Raw genomic sequence first — 17699 nt, forward strand, 5'->3', positions numbered from 1 at the left:
CACAACCTCCTCCAAAAAAAGCAAATGCGCAAGAGGAATGCCGAAAAGCCGACACCGCTATTGTCTGCATAAGGACCGTTATTTATGAACTGGAGATTGTATTCAAATTCGTATTCAAAAATATAACACAATTGAAATCATATAATTTTCCAAGCAAAATATCAAGCAAATTATCGCTAAAAATATGATTTTTATCACATAATATGTCCGAATACCAATAACGCCATATATTTGCTCGGTCATTCAAAATCTTTATCAACCTTAAAACTTTTTTGTTCATGCATCGAACCGATGAGGGGTTTATTAAAGTTTACCATAAGATTATAATGGTAACGGAGTTGCTTAAAATATTACGGAGGTGCCTTTTAGTGGCTGAGTTGGAACGCAATCATGAACCTGTCGATATATTGATTATCGGTAGCGGACCCGCCGGTATGTTCGCCGCTTTTTACGGCGGAATGCGACATGCGTCGGTCAGACTGATCGAGAGCATGCCGCAGCTGGGCGGTCAATTATCCGCTTTGTACCCGGAGAAATACATATACGACGTCGCAGGATTTCCCAAAATTAAAGCGCAGGAACTGATCGACAATTTAAACCAGCAAATGAAGCATTTCCCCGTCGACATCCGTTTGGAGGAAAAAGTGCTTCAGGTCATCAAGCGTGAGGAAAGATTATTCGATGTCATTACGGATAAAACTGTCCATCAGGCCAAAGCGGTGGTCATTACAGCGGGCATCGGCGCTTTCGAACCGCGCAAGCTGGAACTGCCGGAAGCCGAGAAATTCGACAAGAAAAATCTTCATTATTTCGTCAGCGATTTGAACGCCTTCAAGGATCAGAAAGTGATGATCAGCGGCGGAGGGGATTCGGCAGTCGATTGGGCGCTGATGCTCGAGCCCATTGCCAAGGAAGTGACGCTGATTCATCGGCGCGATAAGTTCCGCGCGCATGAACACAGCGTGGAACTTCTGATGAAATCGAAGGTGAACGTGCTGACATCGCGAGAAATCGTCAGTCTGCATGGAGAAGACAGAATCGAGAAAGTCACGATTGAAGACGCCAAAACCAAAGAGCAGACGGAAATCGAGCTGGATGCATTGATCGTGAACTTTGGATTCGTATCCTCTCTCGGACCGATCGCGGAGTGGGGATTTGAAATCGAGAACGGCTCGATTATTGTGGATTCCCGTATGGAAACGACGATCCCCGGTATTTTTGCCGCAGGAGATATCGCCACCTACCCGGGAAAATTGAAACTGATTGCCGTCGGCTTTGGTGAAGCGCCTACGGCCATCAACAATGCAAAGGTCTATATCGATCCCGATGCAAAGCTGTCTCCGGGCCACAGCAGTAATATGAAATTTTAACAAGGGGCATTCTAAGGGAACAACCAATCCGATCCGTTGAATGGATAATGGAGGAGTTCCCCTTGAACACGTACTGTCCCGTTTGCAACGGTCTCCGGGATTTTCAAGCGAAATGCGGCAGATGCGGAACCCGGCTGATTGACTTTGGACGGTCCTACGATTACTTCGGACCTTATTCCCCCTATCGTCCGATTGATGATATGAAATGGACGAACGGCCTGCCGGATCTTCTAAATCACCAGTGCATCCACGCCGCCTTCTGCGAAAAGTGCGGGCAAACCTTTAACCTTGCGGTGGACGAGCAGGCGTAATACAAGCACCGCTGCTGACACCCCGAAAATCAACTAAAGATATGGAAATAAAGACTGGAACACTCGTCTTTATTCCGCAAAAAAGATGTGAAGAATCCAGCTGCACATCTTTTTTAATGGCGTCCCTTGCTCGTCCAGCTCGGACCGCCTTCGATGAATTGTCCGCCGTCGACTTTGAGCACGGTGCCCACCACGTATTCCGCCGCATCTGAAGCGAGAAATACTGCCGCTTTACCGAGATCCTCGGGACGCCCCAGCCGTCCCAAAGGCATAAGGCTCCCCATTTCGGCCATGTGCTCATCGCTGTACCACGTTCTTTCCCCGGGTGTATCGGTCCAGCCCGGTTCAATAATATTCACCCTGATATTTTTCCACATCAGCTCATTGGCCGCCGAAAGTACAAGCTGGTGGGAGCCGGCCTTGGCGACATTATAATCAATCGCATCTTTAAACGGCGTTCTGGCATGCGGCGAGGAAATATGAATGATGGCTCCTCCGCGTTCCCGATTGACCCAACGCTGGGATACCAGTTGAATGGAATGGAAAACGCCAAAAATACCGATGTCCAGCGTATGCTTAAAATCCTCAAACTTAGTGTTCAAGATAGACTCTCTGACGCTTGTTACGGCATTGGTCACCAAAATGTCGATCGGGCCAAGTTCCGATTCGCAAATTTCCACCATTCGGGCAATTTGATCCCGAGCCCCCATATTGGCTTGAACCGCCACAGCCCTTCGTCCATAGGATTCAATTTGCGCCTTCAATTTCTCGGCATCCGACTTCGAACTCATATAATTAATGCAGACGTCTGCCCCCGAACGGGCGAATTCCAAAGCAATCCCGGCACCGATGCCTTTGGAGCTTCCGGTTACAAGAGCGACTTTGTTTAACAGCGGTGTTCCGTTTATCATTCCCGATCTCTCCCATATAAAAATGTTCAACGCCAACATCAAAACATCTCAAAACAAAAGCCGACAATTGTCAAATTCATTGTTTGTCGGCAACAGCATATTTACAGTTATAAATGAATAACGTCAGCACTCCTCCGGAACGCCCTCTTCGTCTTTCGTCCTAAAGCTCGATCCGCAGCCGCAGGTGGCAACCGCATTCGGGTTGTGGATGGTGAAGCCGCCGCCCATTGCGGATTCCTGGAAGTCGATTTCGACGCCTTTGAGGAAACGAAGGCTTTCCTCCTCAATCACGACCTTCAGCCCGTTGATTTCCATTTCCCGATCGGATTCCTTCCGTTCATCATCAAAGCCCATGTTGTAGGAAAAGCCGCTGCAGCCGCCTGCGGCAACGCCGAGTCTCAGGAAAAGTCCGGGAATTTCCTGCTCGGCCAGCATTTCTTTTATTTTATCGCTTGCGTTCTCTGAAATCGCAATCATCATTCAACGCCTCCTTTTACTCCTAAGTATACAAATAATCACACCGCCCCTCAAGGGAGTCCCGTTGAAATTATTGCCCCTGTACAAGAGTAGGATTATAATAGGTATGATTAAGTGAACCGGGAGGATCGAAATGAACATCATTACCCAGGGGACGGCGCTGGACGACATTCGCGAGAAAGCGATCAACGGGGAGCGTTTGACCTATGCCGACGGCGTCAGGCTGCTGAAATCGAACGACCTGCTGGAAATCGGCAAAATGGCGGATCTCGTCCGCAGGCGCCGAAACGGCGATCACGTCTATTTCATTGTCAACACGCATTTGAACTATACAAACGTCTGCTATTTGGACTGCAAGCTCTGCGCCTTCGGTTTGAAGCCGGACGACCCCAAATCCTATACCCTCTCATTGGAACAAATCGAGGACAAAATGAAGGGTCTTGCCGGAAAAGGGTTCTCGGAGCTGCACATTGTCGGGGGCGTAAATGCAAAGCTTCCCTTTTCTTATTATGAGGACATGATCCGGCTGGCCAAAAAGCACATGCCCGATATTCACGTGCAGGCATTTACCGCAGTGGAAATCGACTATATCGCCCGCGTGGCAAAGCTGTCCATGGAAGAAGCGGTTCAGCGGCTGCGTGAGGCCGGGCTCGGCTCAATCCTGGGCGGAGGCGCGGAAATTTTCGATCCGGAAATCCGGAAGGTCATTTCGGGCCACAAAACCGACTCCGACCGCTGGTTCGAAATTCACCGCACGACGCATTCGCTCGGCATGAAATCGAACGCATCCATCCTGTACGGGCACATTGAGGAGCCCGGGCACGTGATCGACCATCTGATCCGGCTCCGCGAGCTGCAGGATGAAACCGAGGGCTTTCAAGCGTTCTTTCCGTTTTCCTTCCACCCTGCCAACACCAAGCTGGCTGAGGAATACAAGCTCTCCGGCGAGACCACCGGCTATTATGATCTGAAGCTGCTGGCGGTCGCCCGTTTGATGCTGGATAACTTTCCTCACATCCGCGCCTTTTGGATGATGATCGGCCTGAAAATGGCGCAGATTTCCTTGAGCTTCGGCGTCGACGACCTCGATGGCACGGTGATGGAGGAGCAGATCGTGCATGCCGCCGGGAGTACCGCTTCGCAAATGACGCCGAAGAACGCATTCATCGACATGATTCGTGAAGCCGGAAGAATTCCGACGGAAAGAGATACCTTGTACAATATTATCAAAACCTATTAAGGGACCGCGATGAAATTAGTTCCACTTTTGGCGGCAAAGTATCAATCGGTTTAATTGATCTTTGCCACCAATTTAGTGAAAGTTATTTCATCGCGATGACTAAATTGGCGTCAGGAGGAAATTTGCATGGATACGGCTGTTGCAAGCCCGGACAAACGCATGGCGGAAATCGCCGAAAAGGTTGAAAACGGCATGCGCCTGAGCAAGGAAGACGGGATTTATCTGTATGAATCGGAGGATTTGCTGACGATCGGCCAGCTGGCCAACAAGGTCAATTTGCGGAAAAACGGCAAAAAGGTTTATTTTGTGGAAAATATGAGCCTGTACTTTACCAATGTCTGCGAAGCGCACTGCGCTTTCTGCCATTTCCGCAGAGACCCCGGCGAAGAGGGCGCTTATACCTTGACCCCCGAAGAAGTGATCGAATATGTCCAGCAGCATTATCATCCCGGCATGCGGGAATTTCATATTACCGGCGGCCATAATCATACCGTTCCGTTTCAGTATTATGTCGATGCGATCCGCAACCTGAAAGAGCACTATCCCGATGTCACGATCAAAGCCTTTACGGGTGCGGAAATCGACTTTTTCTCGCGCATCAGCGGCTTGAGCTATAAGGAAGTGCTGCAGGAGCTCATGAAAGTCGGTCTGGCAACCCTGCCCGGAGGCGGAGCGGAAATTTTGTCGGAGCGCTACCGCGAAAAAATGGGCGTCGGCAAAGCAACCTCGGATCAGTGGCTGGAAGTTCACCGCATCGCTCACGGGCTGGGTATGAAAACCCATGCGACCATGCTCTACGGATCGATCGAAACGCTGGAGGAACGCATTCAGCACATGATCTATTTGCGGGAGCTGCAGGATGAGACGGGCGGATTCCTCGTGTTCATTCCGAACGCGGTTCAACCCGCCAAAAAGAGCGCCAGCATCAAGCGGCATGTTACGGCCATCGATAATTTGAAAACCATCGCCATCAGCAGGCTGATGCTCGACAACTTCCCCCACGTCAAAGCGTATTTCATCAATCTGGGGGTTCAATTAACTCAACTGGCGCTGTCCTTCGGCGCTTCCGACGTGCACGGAACAATCGTTCAGGAACGGATCAGCCATGCGGCGGCAGCCCTTTCTCCCGAAGGAATGACCAAGGACGAGCTGATTTGGCTGGTCAAGAGCGCGAACCGCACGCCGGTCGAGCGCGATACATTCTATAAAGAAATCAAGGTATACTAGAAATCAGTCCGGCGAACATGTTTGCATATGCTGCGTCATTTGCTGCTTATGCGAAGCACGGGAAGATGCCGGATAAGCGACTTTGGCTTTGAGTTTCGACCATAGATAAGCCGTTCATACAGAAACTCAAAACAACGGAGCTTGGAGGCACTTCCCATGCGCAGCTGGAGCAACAATATATGAAGATATGAATTCTTCGAACAGGACTGAAGTACGGATACGAAAGGATAGGCTTGGAATGAGGAGATTGATTATACTGGGCGGGGGATACGGAGGCATCTCCGCAGCCAAAGAATTGCTGGATAAAGATCTGCCTTCAGACGTTCAGCTCATGCTGATCGACCGCATGCCGTTTCAAGGACTCAAGACGGAATATTACGCGCTTGCTTCCGGAACGATCGCCGATGTGAACATCCGCGTCCCGTTCCCGAGCGATGAACGTCTGACGATCAAATACGGGGAAATTACGGATATCGACTTGGCGAATCAGACCGTGCAGCTGGACCATCGTGACATCATCGATTATGATACTCTGATTATCGCGCTCGGCTGCACGGACAAATACCATGGAATACCCGGCGCGCAGCTGTACACGCACAGCATTCAAACTTTGCAAGCAACACGGGAAACCTATCAACAAATCAACAATATCGTTCCGTATGGCCAGGTCACCATTGTCGGGGGCGGCCTGAGCGGTGTGGAGCTGGCGGCCGAATTGAGGGAAAGCCGCGCGGATCTCAACATCAGGATTCTTGACCGCGGCGCCAGCATACTTTCAACATTCCCCGACAAGCTTGTCAAATATGTCCGTGAATGGTTTGACGAGCATGAAGTCGAAATGGTGCCTTACTGCTCTCTTTCCCGCGTGGAACCGGGAATCCTGTATAACAAGGGCGAAGAGATCTGGACGGATGCTGCCGTCTGGACCGCCGGCATCCAGCCGGTTGAGCAGGTGCAGAAGCTCGATGTGCCGAAGGATCCGCAGGGTCGCGTGCTGCTGAACGAGCTGCACCAAATCCCGCATCATCGCAATGTGTATGTCGTCGGCGATTGCGCAAGCTCGCCGTTTTCCCCAAGCGGCCAGCTGGCCGAAGCTCAAGGCAAGCAGGTAGCCGAGGTTATCCATGCATCCTGGAAGGGGGAAACGCCCAAGCTATCAAGAATCAAGCTGAAGGGCGTGCTGGGTTCATTAGGCAAAAATGAAGGCTTCGGTGTCATGGGCAAAAGAACGGTTATGACCGGCAGAGTGCCAAGGGTGCTGAAAAGCGGTGTGCTGTGGATGTCCAAGCGTCATTTCGGTTGAACGAGCGGTAAATAGAGTCATAAGGCGTAGCGTCATTCGTCGTCTAAATCGAAATCCGCAAACGGATCCTCCATGCCCTCTACGGCGTCCGTAATTTTATTGTAAAGCTCATCCGGATCGGAAGCGGCTATGATTTCACCGTTCACCATCGCATACGGCTCAGCATAGCATTGCCCGCAGTTGCCCAAGCACCCGTATTCAATGACATCAAAGTCCGGATTTTGCTCCAGCAGTTTCATAATTGCATCCGTACCATGGTGCATATTGTTCGTGCAAAATTCGATGATCGGCCTCATCTGTGCCACCTTGTTCAATTTATGCCATCGTCATCTCAAGCAAAACCGTTGAAATTCTTTCTCAATGATATATAATAATATAAAGAAAGGAGTTGAGGCAAATGAGTGAACAACAAATGAGCGAAAAAACAACTAGCGGGATGTATGACGAGGTCCTGGAAGTATTAGATAAACTCCGTCCCTTCCTACAACGTGACGGAGGAGATGTAGAGCTGGTGGACGTTGAGGATGGAATCGTCAAGTTGAGATTGATGGGTGCCTGCGGAAGCTGCCCAAGCTCCACGATCACTTTAAAAGCGGGAATCGAAAGAGCGCTGATGGAAGAAGTGGAAGGAATCGAGGATGTCATCCAGGTATTCTGATTGAAAACGCACGAGGGGCTTGTCCCGTTAGAAGGGGCACCCCTTTTTTCTTTTTCCCCGGGGATCTGCAATATTAACGATTCCGATCCGTCCCGATCAAATCCGCACAGTAGTCAAAAACCGTCTTCAACGAAAGCTGAACCATCTCGTATCCTTCCCGCAGGTCATGCAGATTCTCGTCCAGCGGTTCGATCAGATTGCGCTCGGCGAAGCTCCGCAAATCGCGGTGCAGATCATCCAGCATTTCCACATTGATCGAATGAATTTCCAAATTCCGCATTTTGTGCAAACGATCCAACGGCTTCCGGTATTTTACTTTTAGATCAAACAGCTCCTGCTCCAAAGCAGGATGCGTGCTGCTGGAGTGCATCCAGCTCAAAACGGTGAAGTAGGAATAGTGGGCTCTGGTGCGGTACTTCTCAAGATCAAACAATTGGGTCAGAAAATAACCCAGCTTGTCAAGGATGGAAAAAATCCGGATGAACGCATTCTTGTAATAGTATGCATGCAAATGGTAGCGGTTCTGCTGTTCGGGGGTCAATGCTTCTTGATAGTCTTGATCGATTCCCTCCCGAAAGCGTGCGCTGTTGCGAAGGCTGTAATCCAGTTCAAGGAGAGCGTCGACAAAGCCGCGGGCCCACATTTCCAAATGGATCATTTTGCGGGGAATCTCCGTATCCCGTTGATGGCGCTTGCGCAAACGCGAGCAGTACTCTTTCACGGAATCAATCGTTTCTTCCAACCGCTTGTCCGCAAGCCCTCCAAAATCCTCGATTGATTGATTATGCAAATTAACCTTCATCCCCTCAGCCGCTATTTTCGATTGGGAAAGTACGGAAAATACTCCTTCCAACGTTGGGATACTTGACGTACGATATCTTCACGAGGCACCAGCTCATCCGGATAACCCGGCTTCATTCTCGCATCGATCACGATGGGAAGCTCATATTGAAGATGGTGTTTGCTGACGGCGCTTTTTGCGAACATATCGGCAGCCGGATTAAACCGCGTAAATACAGTCCATAAAAAGGAAGTCTGGTTGGAAACGATCGACGTATCGTCCGCCAGAATGACCAGAGGCCAATCCTTCAAGCGTTCTCCAGCCGCATCCAGCAGGCGCTCGGGAAGTCCGGGATCGTCGGAATACGAAGCGCCGGATACGACCAAGCAGCCGGGACAATAAGGAGCGGCGCTGCCGATCCCCGGAAGGGCTCCGCCGGAATATTCGCGGGGCAGCGATCTGATCGGGGAACCGATCCCCATCAATACGGCCTTGCTTCCGTGGTTCAGTTTTAAGCCCGTATAATCGAGCGTATCGTGAGAGGTATGGTTGAGAATGAACAGATCGGTATGCGGATGAAAGCGCTCCAGCACCTTCTCCAGCAAAACCGGAAAATCGGACAGCTCCACCATTTGATCCGTCAAGATGAGAAATTTGGTCAGCGTCAGCTGTCCTTCCCCCAAAATCCGGAAAGCATAGGCCAGGCTCTCCCGCTGATAGCTCTCCCGCACGATTGCGGCAGCGAGCGGATGGAATCCCGTCTCCGCATAAGTCCAAAGATCCTTCACTCCGGACATGACAATCGGAAAAACAGGCGAGAGCAACCTTTGCAAAAATTCCCCCAAGTAATAATCTTCCTGACGCGGCTTGCCGACGATCGTCGCCGGATAGATGGCGTCCTTGCGATGCCATACGTGATCGATCTCAAAAAAAGGAAAATCATGTGCCAGCGAATAATAGCCGTAATGGTCGCCGAAGGGGCCCTCCAGACGCCTTTTAAAGGGAGGAACCTTGCCGCTGATGGCAAATTCGGCTTCCGCAACAAGCCGATGACTGCTGCGCGGATTTTGGACCAGCGAAATTTTTTTCCCGGCGATGAGCGAGGCCAGAAGCAGCTCCGGCACATTCTCCGGAACGGGGGCGATCGCCGAGGCGATCAGCGCGGGCGGCCCGCCGAGAAATACGGTGACCGGAAGAGCGGCTCCGCGCTTTTCCGCTTCATGATAATGAAAGCCGCCCCCCTTATGGATTTGCCAATGCATGCCGGTCGTGCGTGCATCAAAAACCTGCATGCGGTACATTCCCAGATTGTGCTGTCCGGTCGAGGGACTTTCCGTATATACCAGCGGAAGTGTAACAAAGGGCCCCCCGTCTTCCTGCCAGGAGGTCAAGACCGGAAGGCCGTCCAACGGCGCATGGTCCTTCAGCACCTGAAGCACGGGAGCATTGGAAAAGGAAGCCTTGGCCGTACCCACCTTTAATGCCTGCAGCAAAAGGTCGCGCTCGTTCCACAAGGCTTTGGGAGACGGAGGAATGAGCGAATCCAGCGCTCCGACCAAGCGCTTGACAAATTGTTCCGGACGCGTTCCGAAAGCCAATTCGACGCGCCGGGTTGTCCCGAACAAATTCGTGACGACAGGGAAAGGGCTGCCCTTCACATTCGTAAACAGCAAAGCAGGGCCCTGTTCATCGATCACTCTTCGATGGATTTCCGCCAATTCCAAATAGGGGTCGACCGGAGCCGACACTTCCACAAGTTCATTCTCCCGGCGAAGAATCCCCAAAAATTCGCGAAGATTGGTGTGCACTAGCGCTACCCCCTGTCATTGCTTTAAGAGCGCGTTATTTTTGCAGGCGATGGAGTTCCCAGAAGCGGACACTCGCATAGCTTAGAATTCCAAACAAACCCGAAATAACCACAGTATGAAGCAGGCTTGAAAATATGAACACTTCCTCGTTGCCGATCGTATAAGATACCCAGGCTCCGCTCATCACCTGCAGCAAAGCAAGGGCCAGGATAATGAATGCCAGAGATTGCGTTTCCTTATGTCCCTGATAGCGGCTGTTGGCCAAAAAGGCCATCCAGATAATAGCCAGCAGCAGCACAGCGGCGGCGACCCGGTGCATGAAAACGATCCCCGTCGCGCCCGTCAATTCGGGAATCCACTGACCGTTGCATAACGGCCAACCCGTACATCCGCCGGAAGAAAACGTATGCCTTACAAAAGCGCCAAGGTAGACAACGATATACGTATAAACGGTAATCAACCAGATCAAATTGCGAAAGCCCTTCGAAATTCTGATGGCTTGACCGACCGCAGGGTCTGGATCGGCCTCTGTCTTCGGCTTGCGCTCCAGGCGCCAGACCGTTACTGCCAAAAGCAGCGTGCTGGAGAAAGCCAACAGGGAAATCCCGAAATGCAAGGCCAGCACTGCCGATGATTGCTGCCACATGACGGCCATCGCGCCCAGTGCCGCCTGAAGCAGCGTAAAAAACAGTATGCCCGCTGCGTACAGCTTTGCATCCGTTTGTTTTTTCAATCTGGACCAGACCAAAACAACGGTAACCACTACAAGAATGCCGACAATCCCGGTTACAACGCGATGATTGTATTCGATCATCGACTCCAGTGTGTATGCAGGGACAAATTTGCCGTTGCACAAAGGCCAATCGCTGCCGCAACCTCTGCCCGCCTTCGTCTTTGTCACCAGCGCTCCGCCAAGAAGGACCAGGAACATGCCGGCCGATGTCAGGAAAGTCATCCATTTCAATCCGTTGCGCACTGTGCTGACACCCACTTTATAATTGAAATCATTTCTTCGATATACAACAAACTTCATTATATCGTATAATTCCCTGACAAATCCATTCCGAATTGTGACAATGCCTTGAAACAATCATCGCGAGCGGCGAAACGGCATCCACCGCTTATGCAAGCTTGCCAGGCTGCAAGCCATTCAAGCAAAAAAAAAAAAGCGCTAATCCCCACCAAAAGCGGGATTAACACCGCAAAGTGAACGCTCTTATTCCGCCAGCGCTTTGGAAACCTCCAGCGCGCGGTCCAGAAACTGCTCGACTTCCTCTCTGGTTTTTCTCAGCTTGCTGACGAATCTGACCAGTTCCTTCCCCTGACGAAACACGATGAAGCTGGGGATGCCCAGGATATGCAAGTCCGCGCATAAATCGGGAAGCTCGTCGCGGTCCACCTCGATGAATTGGAATTTTTCGGCGTATTTTTCAACAACTTCTGGAAAAAATACATCAAGATAATGGCAGTCTTTGCACCAGTCCGTTTTGAATAAGGCCACACAAAGCTTTTCCTGTTCGATCGCTTCGCGAAACGCCTGCTCGGTTTTCACCCGTTCCATTCAAATCCTCCCTATCCCTATTGGCTTGGAAGATAATAAATCTGATTTTTACATATATACCACGCCGCAAGCATTCTGTCAAACCCGAAGGCCTTAAGCGCAAAACGAGCCCAAAGGAGAACGATGCCGATTGCTTCACAATCCCATGATCAAGCCAGTTTCATACATCCTGCTCAAAATAAGACAGGCAGCCGAAGCCGCGCACGGATACATTCTGGGAAAAAGAGAGAGCCGGCTCTATTCCGCCGCACAGAACAAACCCATTCATCCGTTATCCGTCACCGCGCGGGAAAAGTCGGCAATCAAAAACCTGTTGACCGGACTCCTTTCAGCACCGGCATCCTCACTGCGGCCGGCCGTCCCAACGTTAACCGAGCGGAACCGGCGGATTTGCCGGGAAGTGGAAAAGGCAACGCTCGAAGCCAACCGAACCAATGTTACACGCACGGAAGCGTACCGCGACATTTATTTTCGCCACCCCGAGCTTCACTGGGCGCTGCTGGCTCATATGGTATCCCGCAACGGCGGATGGAACATGACCGATCTGAAGGGCGAGCTGCTGCCCAGATTATTGGACGGCCGGCAGGCCGAATCTATTTTCCGGCTGCTGGAAAGGTCCAACTCGCTGATTTTTCAGGATGCTTACCCCCAGCTCCTGCTGTACAGGGAAAGTGTCCGAAGCGGCGAGAACCTGTTTCATCTGCTTCCGCAGTTCCACGTTTCCCGGTTTATGCAGCCGTTTTGGAGCCGTTTCTGGCAAAATCGCGATCCCGTGCCGCTGACCCAGGCGCTGATCGTCAACGAACAAAATTATATCGAAGGCCGGGTGGTGCGTGATCCCTGGTTCCGGAAGCATGTGATCGACACCCCGTTTTTTCGGGCGCAAGCACTGCTGCAGCTGAATCAGGTCGTGTTCCCCTATTATCCGCAGGAAACCGGACCGCGAACGAACGGCGCTTCCCCGATGCTCCCTCCGGCCTCCCCCCGGCTTGCCGGTCTTGTGCTGGAGAACTTTGCCGATCTTTCCGAGCGCATCGAATTCGGCAAAAAGCTGTACGCCATCCTGTTCGCGCTTGCCGACGTGCACAAAGGGGTTCTCGCCTTTGCCCGGACCACAAAGCATACAGGCTCCCGTGCCGATTACTGGGGGCATCTGTTTGTTCCGGGCAGCCTGCCGAATCCTGCCGGCCCATACACCGAACGGTTGGAGCACTGCCGATTAAAAAAGCACGCTCCCAAACTTTGCAGCCCCGGGCTGTCCCAAGCTTGGGAGGAACGGCCGATCGATCCGCCCGAGCGGTATGATTGGTGCGCCGATTTGTCCATGCTTCACTACATCGGCGCCGGCAGCCCGCCCCGAATCTTTGATATCACGTATGAGCACTGCTTGGGTTGGAATAAAATAGAGCTGGCTGTCCTGACCGAACAAAATTCGTAAGCACGTTGTTTTGAGTTTCCCATCTTCCCATGCTCCGCTTCCGCCGCACATGAATGCTTTTTACTCACACCGGTTAACGTTCCACTTTGGAGCGGAGCCTTATTCCCAGCCGCAGCATCCATTTCCGGACGATGGCCGGCATTGAGGAAAAATCCTCCTCCGTCACCACCTTGAACAGCATCAGCAGCAAAGGGTAACTCAACAGCACGGGAATCCCGACCAAGGCGGATTGCAGCAGGAAATTCACCGCGCTGACGGAAGGGTGAAGATACTGTTCACCGATGCGGTCCAAGCCAAAGCCCGCCAAGAGCATAACCGCTGCCGCCAGGAGCATCCCCGTCCATCGGCGGCCGAGAACCACATAGTCGACCGTTCTTCTTAAGACCGCCAAATTGAGGAGCATCGTCAGCATAAAACTGGCTGTTGTGGCCGCCAAAATGCCGTAAATTCCCCAATAAGGCGCTAGCGCAAAGCTTCCCGCCAGCTTCAGCGCAATTCCGGCAAACACATGAACCGTCGGCGCCCGCATTTGGCCCAGCCCCATCATAATCGCGGCCGATGTCATCATCAAAATTTGAAACATCGAAGCGGCGGTCAGCATTGCGATTATCCCCGTTCCATTCGTATCGGCGAAAAGCAGCCCGTTGACCGGCCGCGCGCCGGCAACCAGCGCCAGCACGACAGGCAGGCCGGAAAGAACGGAAATTCTTAGCGCCTGAGAAGCTTTCGCCCCGACCTCCCGCAGGTCGCCCCGGGCGAAAGCCGAGGAAATCACAGGCACGACCGATTGGCTGAGCGCAATGGCCAGGATAATCGGAATCCCGGCTAACGATTGCGCCCTTCCAGCCAATATCCCCAGCGCCGCTTTGGCACCCTCGTCGCCGAGCTGCTGCTTCAGCAAGGGAATGACCGTCGATGAATCGATAAAGTTGATCAACGGCACCGCGAGGGAAATCAGGCTGATGGGAATAGAGATTTTGAGAATCGTCCAGTAGATTTGCCTCATGCCCATGCCCTGATGCGAAGCGGCTGGGCCGGACGGCTCCGCGGTCGCCAAGCTTGCCGGAACGGCGGAGCCGTCCGCATGCTTCGCTGAAGGGGCGAGCTTGCCTTCCCGTTCATCTTCTTTACGCAGCTTCCGCCAGTATAGAAACATCACCGCAAATGCTCCGATGCTCCCCATCACGCCGCCGAACGAGGCTCCCGCCACGGCCCGGACATGTCCGTATCCGAGCAGAAGCAGCAATAATGCAAGCCCGACCGCCGTCAGCACGCGCAGAATCTGCTCGACGATCTGCGACATGCCGTTGGCCGTCATCATTTGCCGGCCCTGAAAGTACCCCCGCATGATCGCGATCAGGGGGAATAGCAGCAACGCCGGCGCCAGCGCACGAATGGCCAGCACCGCATCCGGATCCTCGCTGATCCGGAGAGCGTAATACGGAGCCGCGGCATACAGCAGCACGGTCGACACAAAGCCGGCGGTCAGCGCGAACCACACCGCCGCCCGGAAAATTCGCGCAGCTTGCGCGTATTCGCCGATGGCATACCGTTCCGATATCAGCTTCGACAGCGCGCTTGGAAAGCCGGCCGTAGCCACGATCAAAAGCGCAAAATAAATGTTATAGGCAATGGCGTAGGTTGCCATCCCCGTATCATCCAGCAGATGCTTTAACGGAATGCGCTGCACGACCCCCAAAAATCGCGCTACAAAAGCCGCCAGCGTCAGGATGATCGTTCCCTTGATCAGAGAATCTTTTTTTATGGCCACGATCCCATTCCCCACTTCCAGATTACTGGCTTGAAAATTCACTTCCCGTCACCGGGCTGCGGCATGGAAGTCTCCTGTAAAAAATAAAGGAAAAGCATGCCGCGGCCGCGCATCCACCCAGTCTCTAGTCGCCCAAAACATGCTCCCGGATGATTTTGACCACGCCGTCCTCTTCATTGGTCAACGTGGTCAACCGAGCAGCCCGCTTCACTTCCTCCTGTGAATTGCCCATCGCCACTCCGAGCCCGACACTTTGGATCATCGCCAAATCGTTCAGGCTGTCGCCGATCGCCACAATTTCCGACATGCGGACGCCGAGCAGTGCGCAGACCTCGTTCAAGCCGCTTGCCTTGCTGACACCTCTCGGATTCACTTCCAGATTATTGGGATGCGAATTGGTGATTTCCAGCACTCCCCATTGGCTGATTTCCTGCAAAATCTTTTTCAAAATGGCCGAATCCTCCGCATAATAGCCGAATTTCAACCATTCCCGCGCAAAAATATCTTCCGCCCAATTCTCTTTATTGAACATCCCGTCAACGGTATATCCCCAAAACCAGGTATCGTATTGAACCGCCAGCCGCTTCAGCCTTGCCACCGTTTCCGGCTTCAGCGGAACTCGTTTCCTGAGCTTGCCGGGATGCTCCCAGACCTCGCTCCCGTTAACGGTGATCAGCGGATCATTCAGCCTCAACTCCTCGACAAACGGCATAACGCTGAAGAGCCCCCGGCCCGTCGATAGCACAACCGGGATACCCTGTTTCGTCAAATCACGGATGGCCTGGCGGTTCCCGTCGGAAATCTGCTGCCGGTTATTCAACAGCGTACCGTCCATATCCAGCGCCACCAGTTTATATGGACCCATATGATTTCTCCTTTGGCTTCATGTTTGCTTTCACTATCCGTTCGCCGCAAGTCCGCTGGCCGCAAGCACGTTAACCTGCTCGGACTGCATATAAGTTTGATGCCAGAGCGAAAAAATATAGAGCACCCATAAATGACGGGAATAATCGGCTTGTCCGCCGCGGTGCTGCCAATAAAGCTTTTCCACCGTCTGCATATTGAACAGATGGTCGATACCGCCGTATTTGATTTGCTCCATCAAGACGTCGCCCGTCTCTTCCCTCAGCCAGGACCGGATGGGCACAGGAAAGCCCAGCTTGGGCCGGTCCAGAATGAAATCGGGGATGATGCCCTGCATCGCTTTCCGGAAAATATATTTGGTCGTGCCTCCGGCAATCCGGTAGGAAGCCGGGATGCGCCGGGCCAATTCGAACAGCTCCTTGTCCAGAAACGGCACCCTCAGCTCAAGGGAATGAGCCATTGTCATTTTGTCGGCCTTCATGAGAATATCTCCCGGCATCCACATATTCAAGTCGATATACTGCATCCGGGACACCGGATCGAGATGCTTCGACCGCTCGTAAAACGGTCTTGCCGTTTCCCATGCGCTCTTGTACTTGCCGTAAGCCTCCGTACCGAAATCAACGACGGCTTCCTTCAGCGACTCGCTGAAGATTTTGGCATTGCCCAGAAATCTCTCCTCCAACGGGGTTGTCGCACGCAGCAGAAAGTTTTTGCCGTAAAATTGCCCCGGAATGCCGCTGATTATCCGGTGCAAGGCCCGCTTCAGCGGAAGCGGCATCCAGGCCAACGGGGCCAGTGACAAGGGCTCCCGGTAGATCCGGTATCCGCCGAACAATTCGTCCGCTCCTTCCCCGGACAGTACGACCGTGACATGCTCTCTGGCCAGCTGCGCCACGTGATACAGCGCGATGGCCGACGGATCGGCAACCGGCTCGTCCTGATGCCATACCGCTTTCGGAACGGCGTCAAAATAATCCTGCCGGGTGATCACCTTTGCATAGTGCTCCGTTCCTAACGCCTTAGCCGTTTCCATGGCAATGACCGTTTCATTGTTGGGCCCCTCAAAACCGACGGAGAAGGTCTTGATCGGTTCGACTGCGCGCATGTATGCCGCTATCGCAGTGGAATCGATGCCGCTGGACAAGAAACACCCGCGGTAGACATCGCTCTGCATGTGGTGAACGACCGAATCTCTCAGCCGTTCCCGCAATTCCTCAATATAATCGTGGATCGGACGGTTCTCCGGCTGGAACAGCGGATCCCAATATTTGCGGATTTCCATCGCGCCGTCCGCCTGAATCTTGATCGTATGCGCCGGCGGAAGCTTGTGAATGCCCGCGAACATCGTATCCGGCTCAGGCACATACTGAAACGTAAGATAATTCAGCAGGCTCTGCATGCTGATCGTCCGCTCCACACCGCCGGCCGCCAGAATGCTTTTCATTTCCGACGCAAAGATGAACCGGTCTGCATTCTTCACATAATAAAAAGGCTTGATCCCGAACGGATCCCTGGCCGCGAACAGCTGACGCTTGCGGCGGTCCCAAACGGCGAAGCCGAACATGCCGCGCAGCAGCTTCACGCATTCCTCTCCGTATTCCTCGTACAGATGGACGATGACTTCCGTATCGGTATGGGTTTTGAAGCGGTGCCCCGCGCTTTCGAGACGGTTCCGCAGTTCCTTGTAATTATAAATCTCTCCGTTGAATACGATCCAGACGGTATCGTCCTCATTGGCCATCGGCTGATGTCCTTCAGACAGATCGATGATCGACAAACGACGAAATCCCAGTCCCACACCGGACTCGCTCCAAAAACCGGAATCATCGGGTCCTCTGTGGACACTCACATCCGTCATTCGTTTTAAAGTTTCATAGGCTGGTTCCTGGTTGTCAAACCGTACGATTCCGGCTATTCCGCACATACAAGCGTTCCTTTCTTTAGGCGGCGTTGAACAGTGATTGTCGAGCCGCGCC

General features: G+C 52.6%; 17 protein-coding genes. 7 read left to right on the forward strand and 10 right to left on the reverse strand.

From position 1 onward, the window contains the following. Window positions 1-368 precede the first annotated feature (368 nt). A complete protein-coding gene (locus tag VF724_RS02235) occupies window positions 369-1370 on the forward strand; it encodes an NAD(P)/FAD-dependent oxidoreductase (RefSeq protein ID WP_371752585.1) in 1002 nt (333 codons plus the stop codon). Window positions 1371-1432: 62 nt separating this feature from the next. Then, window positions 1433-1681: a hypothetical protein gene (locus VF724_RS02240; protein WP_371752586.1), complete on the forward strand. Its 249-nt coding sequence runs from the start codon at window positions 1433-1435 to the stop codon at window positions 1679-1681. 113 nt (window positions 1682-1794) lie between these two features. Here VF724_RS02240 and VF724_RS02245 read toward each other — a convergent pair whose 3' ends face one another. Together VF724_RS02245 and VF724_RS02250 are read right to left on the reverse strand one after the other, a co-directional pair. Further along, complete coding sequence (locus tag VF724_RS02245) at window positions 1795-2592, reverse strand: SDR family NAD(P)-dependent oxidoreductase (protein WP_371752587.1); 798 nt, start codon at window positions 2590-2592, stop codon at window positions 1795-1797. 123 nt (window positions 2593-2715) lie between these two features. Then, window positions 2716-3069: a HesB/IscA family protein gene (locus tag VF724_RS02250; RefSeq protein WP_371752667.1), complete on the reverse strand. Its 354-nt coding sequence runs from the start codon at window positions 3067-3069 to the stop codon at window positions 2716-2718. Between the two features lie 133 nt (window positions 3070-3202). Between VF724_RS02250 and mqnE (VF724_RS02255) the strand changes: the two genes are divergently transcribed. The 3 genes from mqnE (VF724_RS02255) (at window position 3203) to VF724_RS02265 (ending at window position 6839) form a co-directional block, all read left to right on the forward strand. After that, window positions 3203-4309, forward strand: a complete 1107-nt coding sequence (mqnE, locus tag VF724_RS02255; RefSeq protein WP_371752588.1) for an aminofutalosine synthase MqnE — start codon at window positions 3203-3205, stop codon at window positions 4307-4309. Between the two features lie 126 nt (window positions 4310-4435). Further along, window positions 4436-5536 (forward strand): aminofutalosine synthase MqnE, encoded by a 1101-nt coding sequence (gene mqnE, locus VF724_RS02260; RefSeq protein WP_371752589.1) that lies wholly within the window; start codon window positions 4436-4438, stop codon window positions 5534-5536. 238 nt (window positions 5537-5774) lie between these two features. Further along, entirely contained in the window at window positions 5775-6839 is a 1065-nt protein-coding gene (locus tag VF724_RS02265; protein ID WP_371752590.1) for an NAD(P)/FAD-dependent oxidoreductase, read from the forward strand. 32 nt (window positions 6840-6871) lie between these two features. Here the strand turns inward: VF724_RS02265 and VF724_RS02270 are convergent, their stop codons facing one another. Continuing rightward, on the reverse strand, window positions 6872-7135 hold the full coding sequence (locus tag VF724_RS02270; RefSeq protein WP_371752591.1) for a YuzB family protein: 264 nt from the start codon (window positions 7133-7135) through the stop codon (window positions 6872-6874). Between the two features lie 116 nt (window positions 7136-7251). Here VF724_RS02270 and VF724_RS02275 point away from each other — a divergent pair, with 116 nt between their 5' ends. Beyond that, complete coding sequence (locus VF724_RS02275; protein ID WP_371752668.1) at window positions 7252-7497, forward strand: NifU family protein; 246 nt, start codon at window positions 7252-7254, stop codon at window positions 7495-7497. Between the two features lie 73 nt (window positions 7498-7570). On the opposite strand, the gene VF724_RS02280 is transcribed toward VF724_RS02275, so the two are convergent. The 4 genes from VF724_RS02280 to VF724_RS02295 form a co-directional block, all read right to left on the reverse strand. Then, entirely contained in the window at window positions 7571-8287 is a 717-nt protein-coding gene (locus VF724_RS02280) for a Cthe_2314 family HEPN domain-containing protein (RefSeq protein ID WP_371752592.1), read from the reverse strand. Between the two features lie 23 nt (window positions 8288-8310). Beyond that, a complete protein-coding gene (locus VF724_RS02285; RefSeq protein WP_371752593.1) occupies window positions 8311-10086 on the reverse strand; it encodes a menaquinone biosynthesis decarboxylase in 1776 nt (591 codons plus the stop codon). A gap of 34 nt (window positions 10087-10120) precedes the next feature. Beyond that, the gene (locus tag VF724_RS02290) at window positions 10121-11119 is read right to left on the reverse strand and encodes a COX15/CtaA family protein (protein WP_371752594.1); all 999 of its coding nucleotides are present in this window, start codon (window positions 11117-11119) and stop codon (window positions 10121-10123) included. 183 nt (window positions 11120-11302) lie between these two features. Next, window positions 11303-11647 (reverse strand): thioredoxin family protein, encoded by a 345-nt coding sequence (locus tag VF724_RS02295; RefSeq protein WP_371752595.1) that lies wholly within the window; start codon window positions 11645-11647, stop codon window positions 11303-11305. Window positions 11648-11777: 130 nt separating this feature from the next. Between VF724_RS02295 and VF724_RS02300 the strand changes: the two genes are divergently transcribed. After that, window positions 11778-13085 carry a DUF2515 family protein gene (locus tag VF724_RS02300; RefSeq protein ID WP_371752596.1) on the forward strand — a complete coding sequence of 436 codons (1308 nt, stop codon included), beginning with the start codon at window positions 11778-11780 and terminating at the stop codon, window positions 13083-13085. Between the two features lie 73 nt (window positions 13086-13158). Here VF724_RS02300 and VF724_RS02305 read toward each other — a convergent pair whose 3' ends face one another. The 3 genes from VF724_RS02305 to asnB all read right to left on the reverse strand — a co-directional run bounded on the left by VF724_RS02305 (window position 13159) and on the right by asnB (window position 17647). Beyond that, window positions 13159-14856 (reverse strand): putative polysaccharide biosynthesis protein, encoded by a 1698-nt coding sequence (locus VF724_RS02305; protein WP_371752597.1) that lies wholly within the window; start codon window positions 14854-14856, stop codon window positions 13159-13161. A 124-nt stretch (window positions 14857-14980) separates the two neighbouring features. Then, the gene (locus VF724_RS02310; protein WP_371752598.1) at window positions 14981-15721 is read right to left on the reverse strand and encodes a Cof-type HAD-IIB family hydrolase; all 741 of its coding nucleotides are present in this window, start codon (window positions 15719-15721) and stop codon (window positions 14981-14983) included. A 33-nt stretch (window positions 15722-15754) separates the two neighbouring features. Then, window positions 15755-17647 carry an asparagine synthase (glutamine-hydrolyzing) gene (gene asnB / locus VF724_RS02315; RefSeq protein WP_371752599.1) on the reverse strand — a complete coding sequence of 631 codons (1893 nt, stop codon included), beginning with the start codon at window positions 17645-17647 and terminating at the stop codon, window positions 15755-15757. Between the last annotated feature and the right edge of the window lie 52 nt (window positions 17648-17699).

The sequence above is a fragment of the Ferviditalea candida genome, assembly GCF_035282765.1.
In the GTDB taxonomy this organism is placed as follows: domain Bacteria; phylum Bacillota; class Bacilli; order Paenibacillales; family KCTC-25726; genus Ferviditalea; species Ferviditalea candida.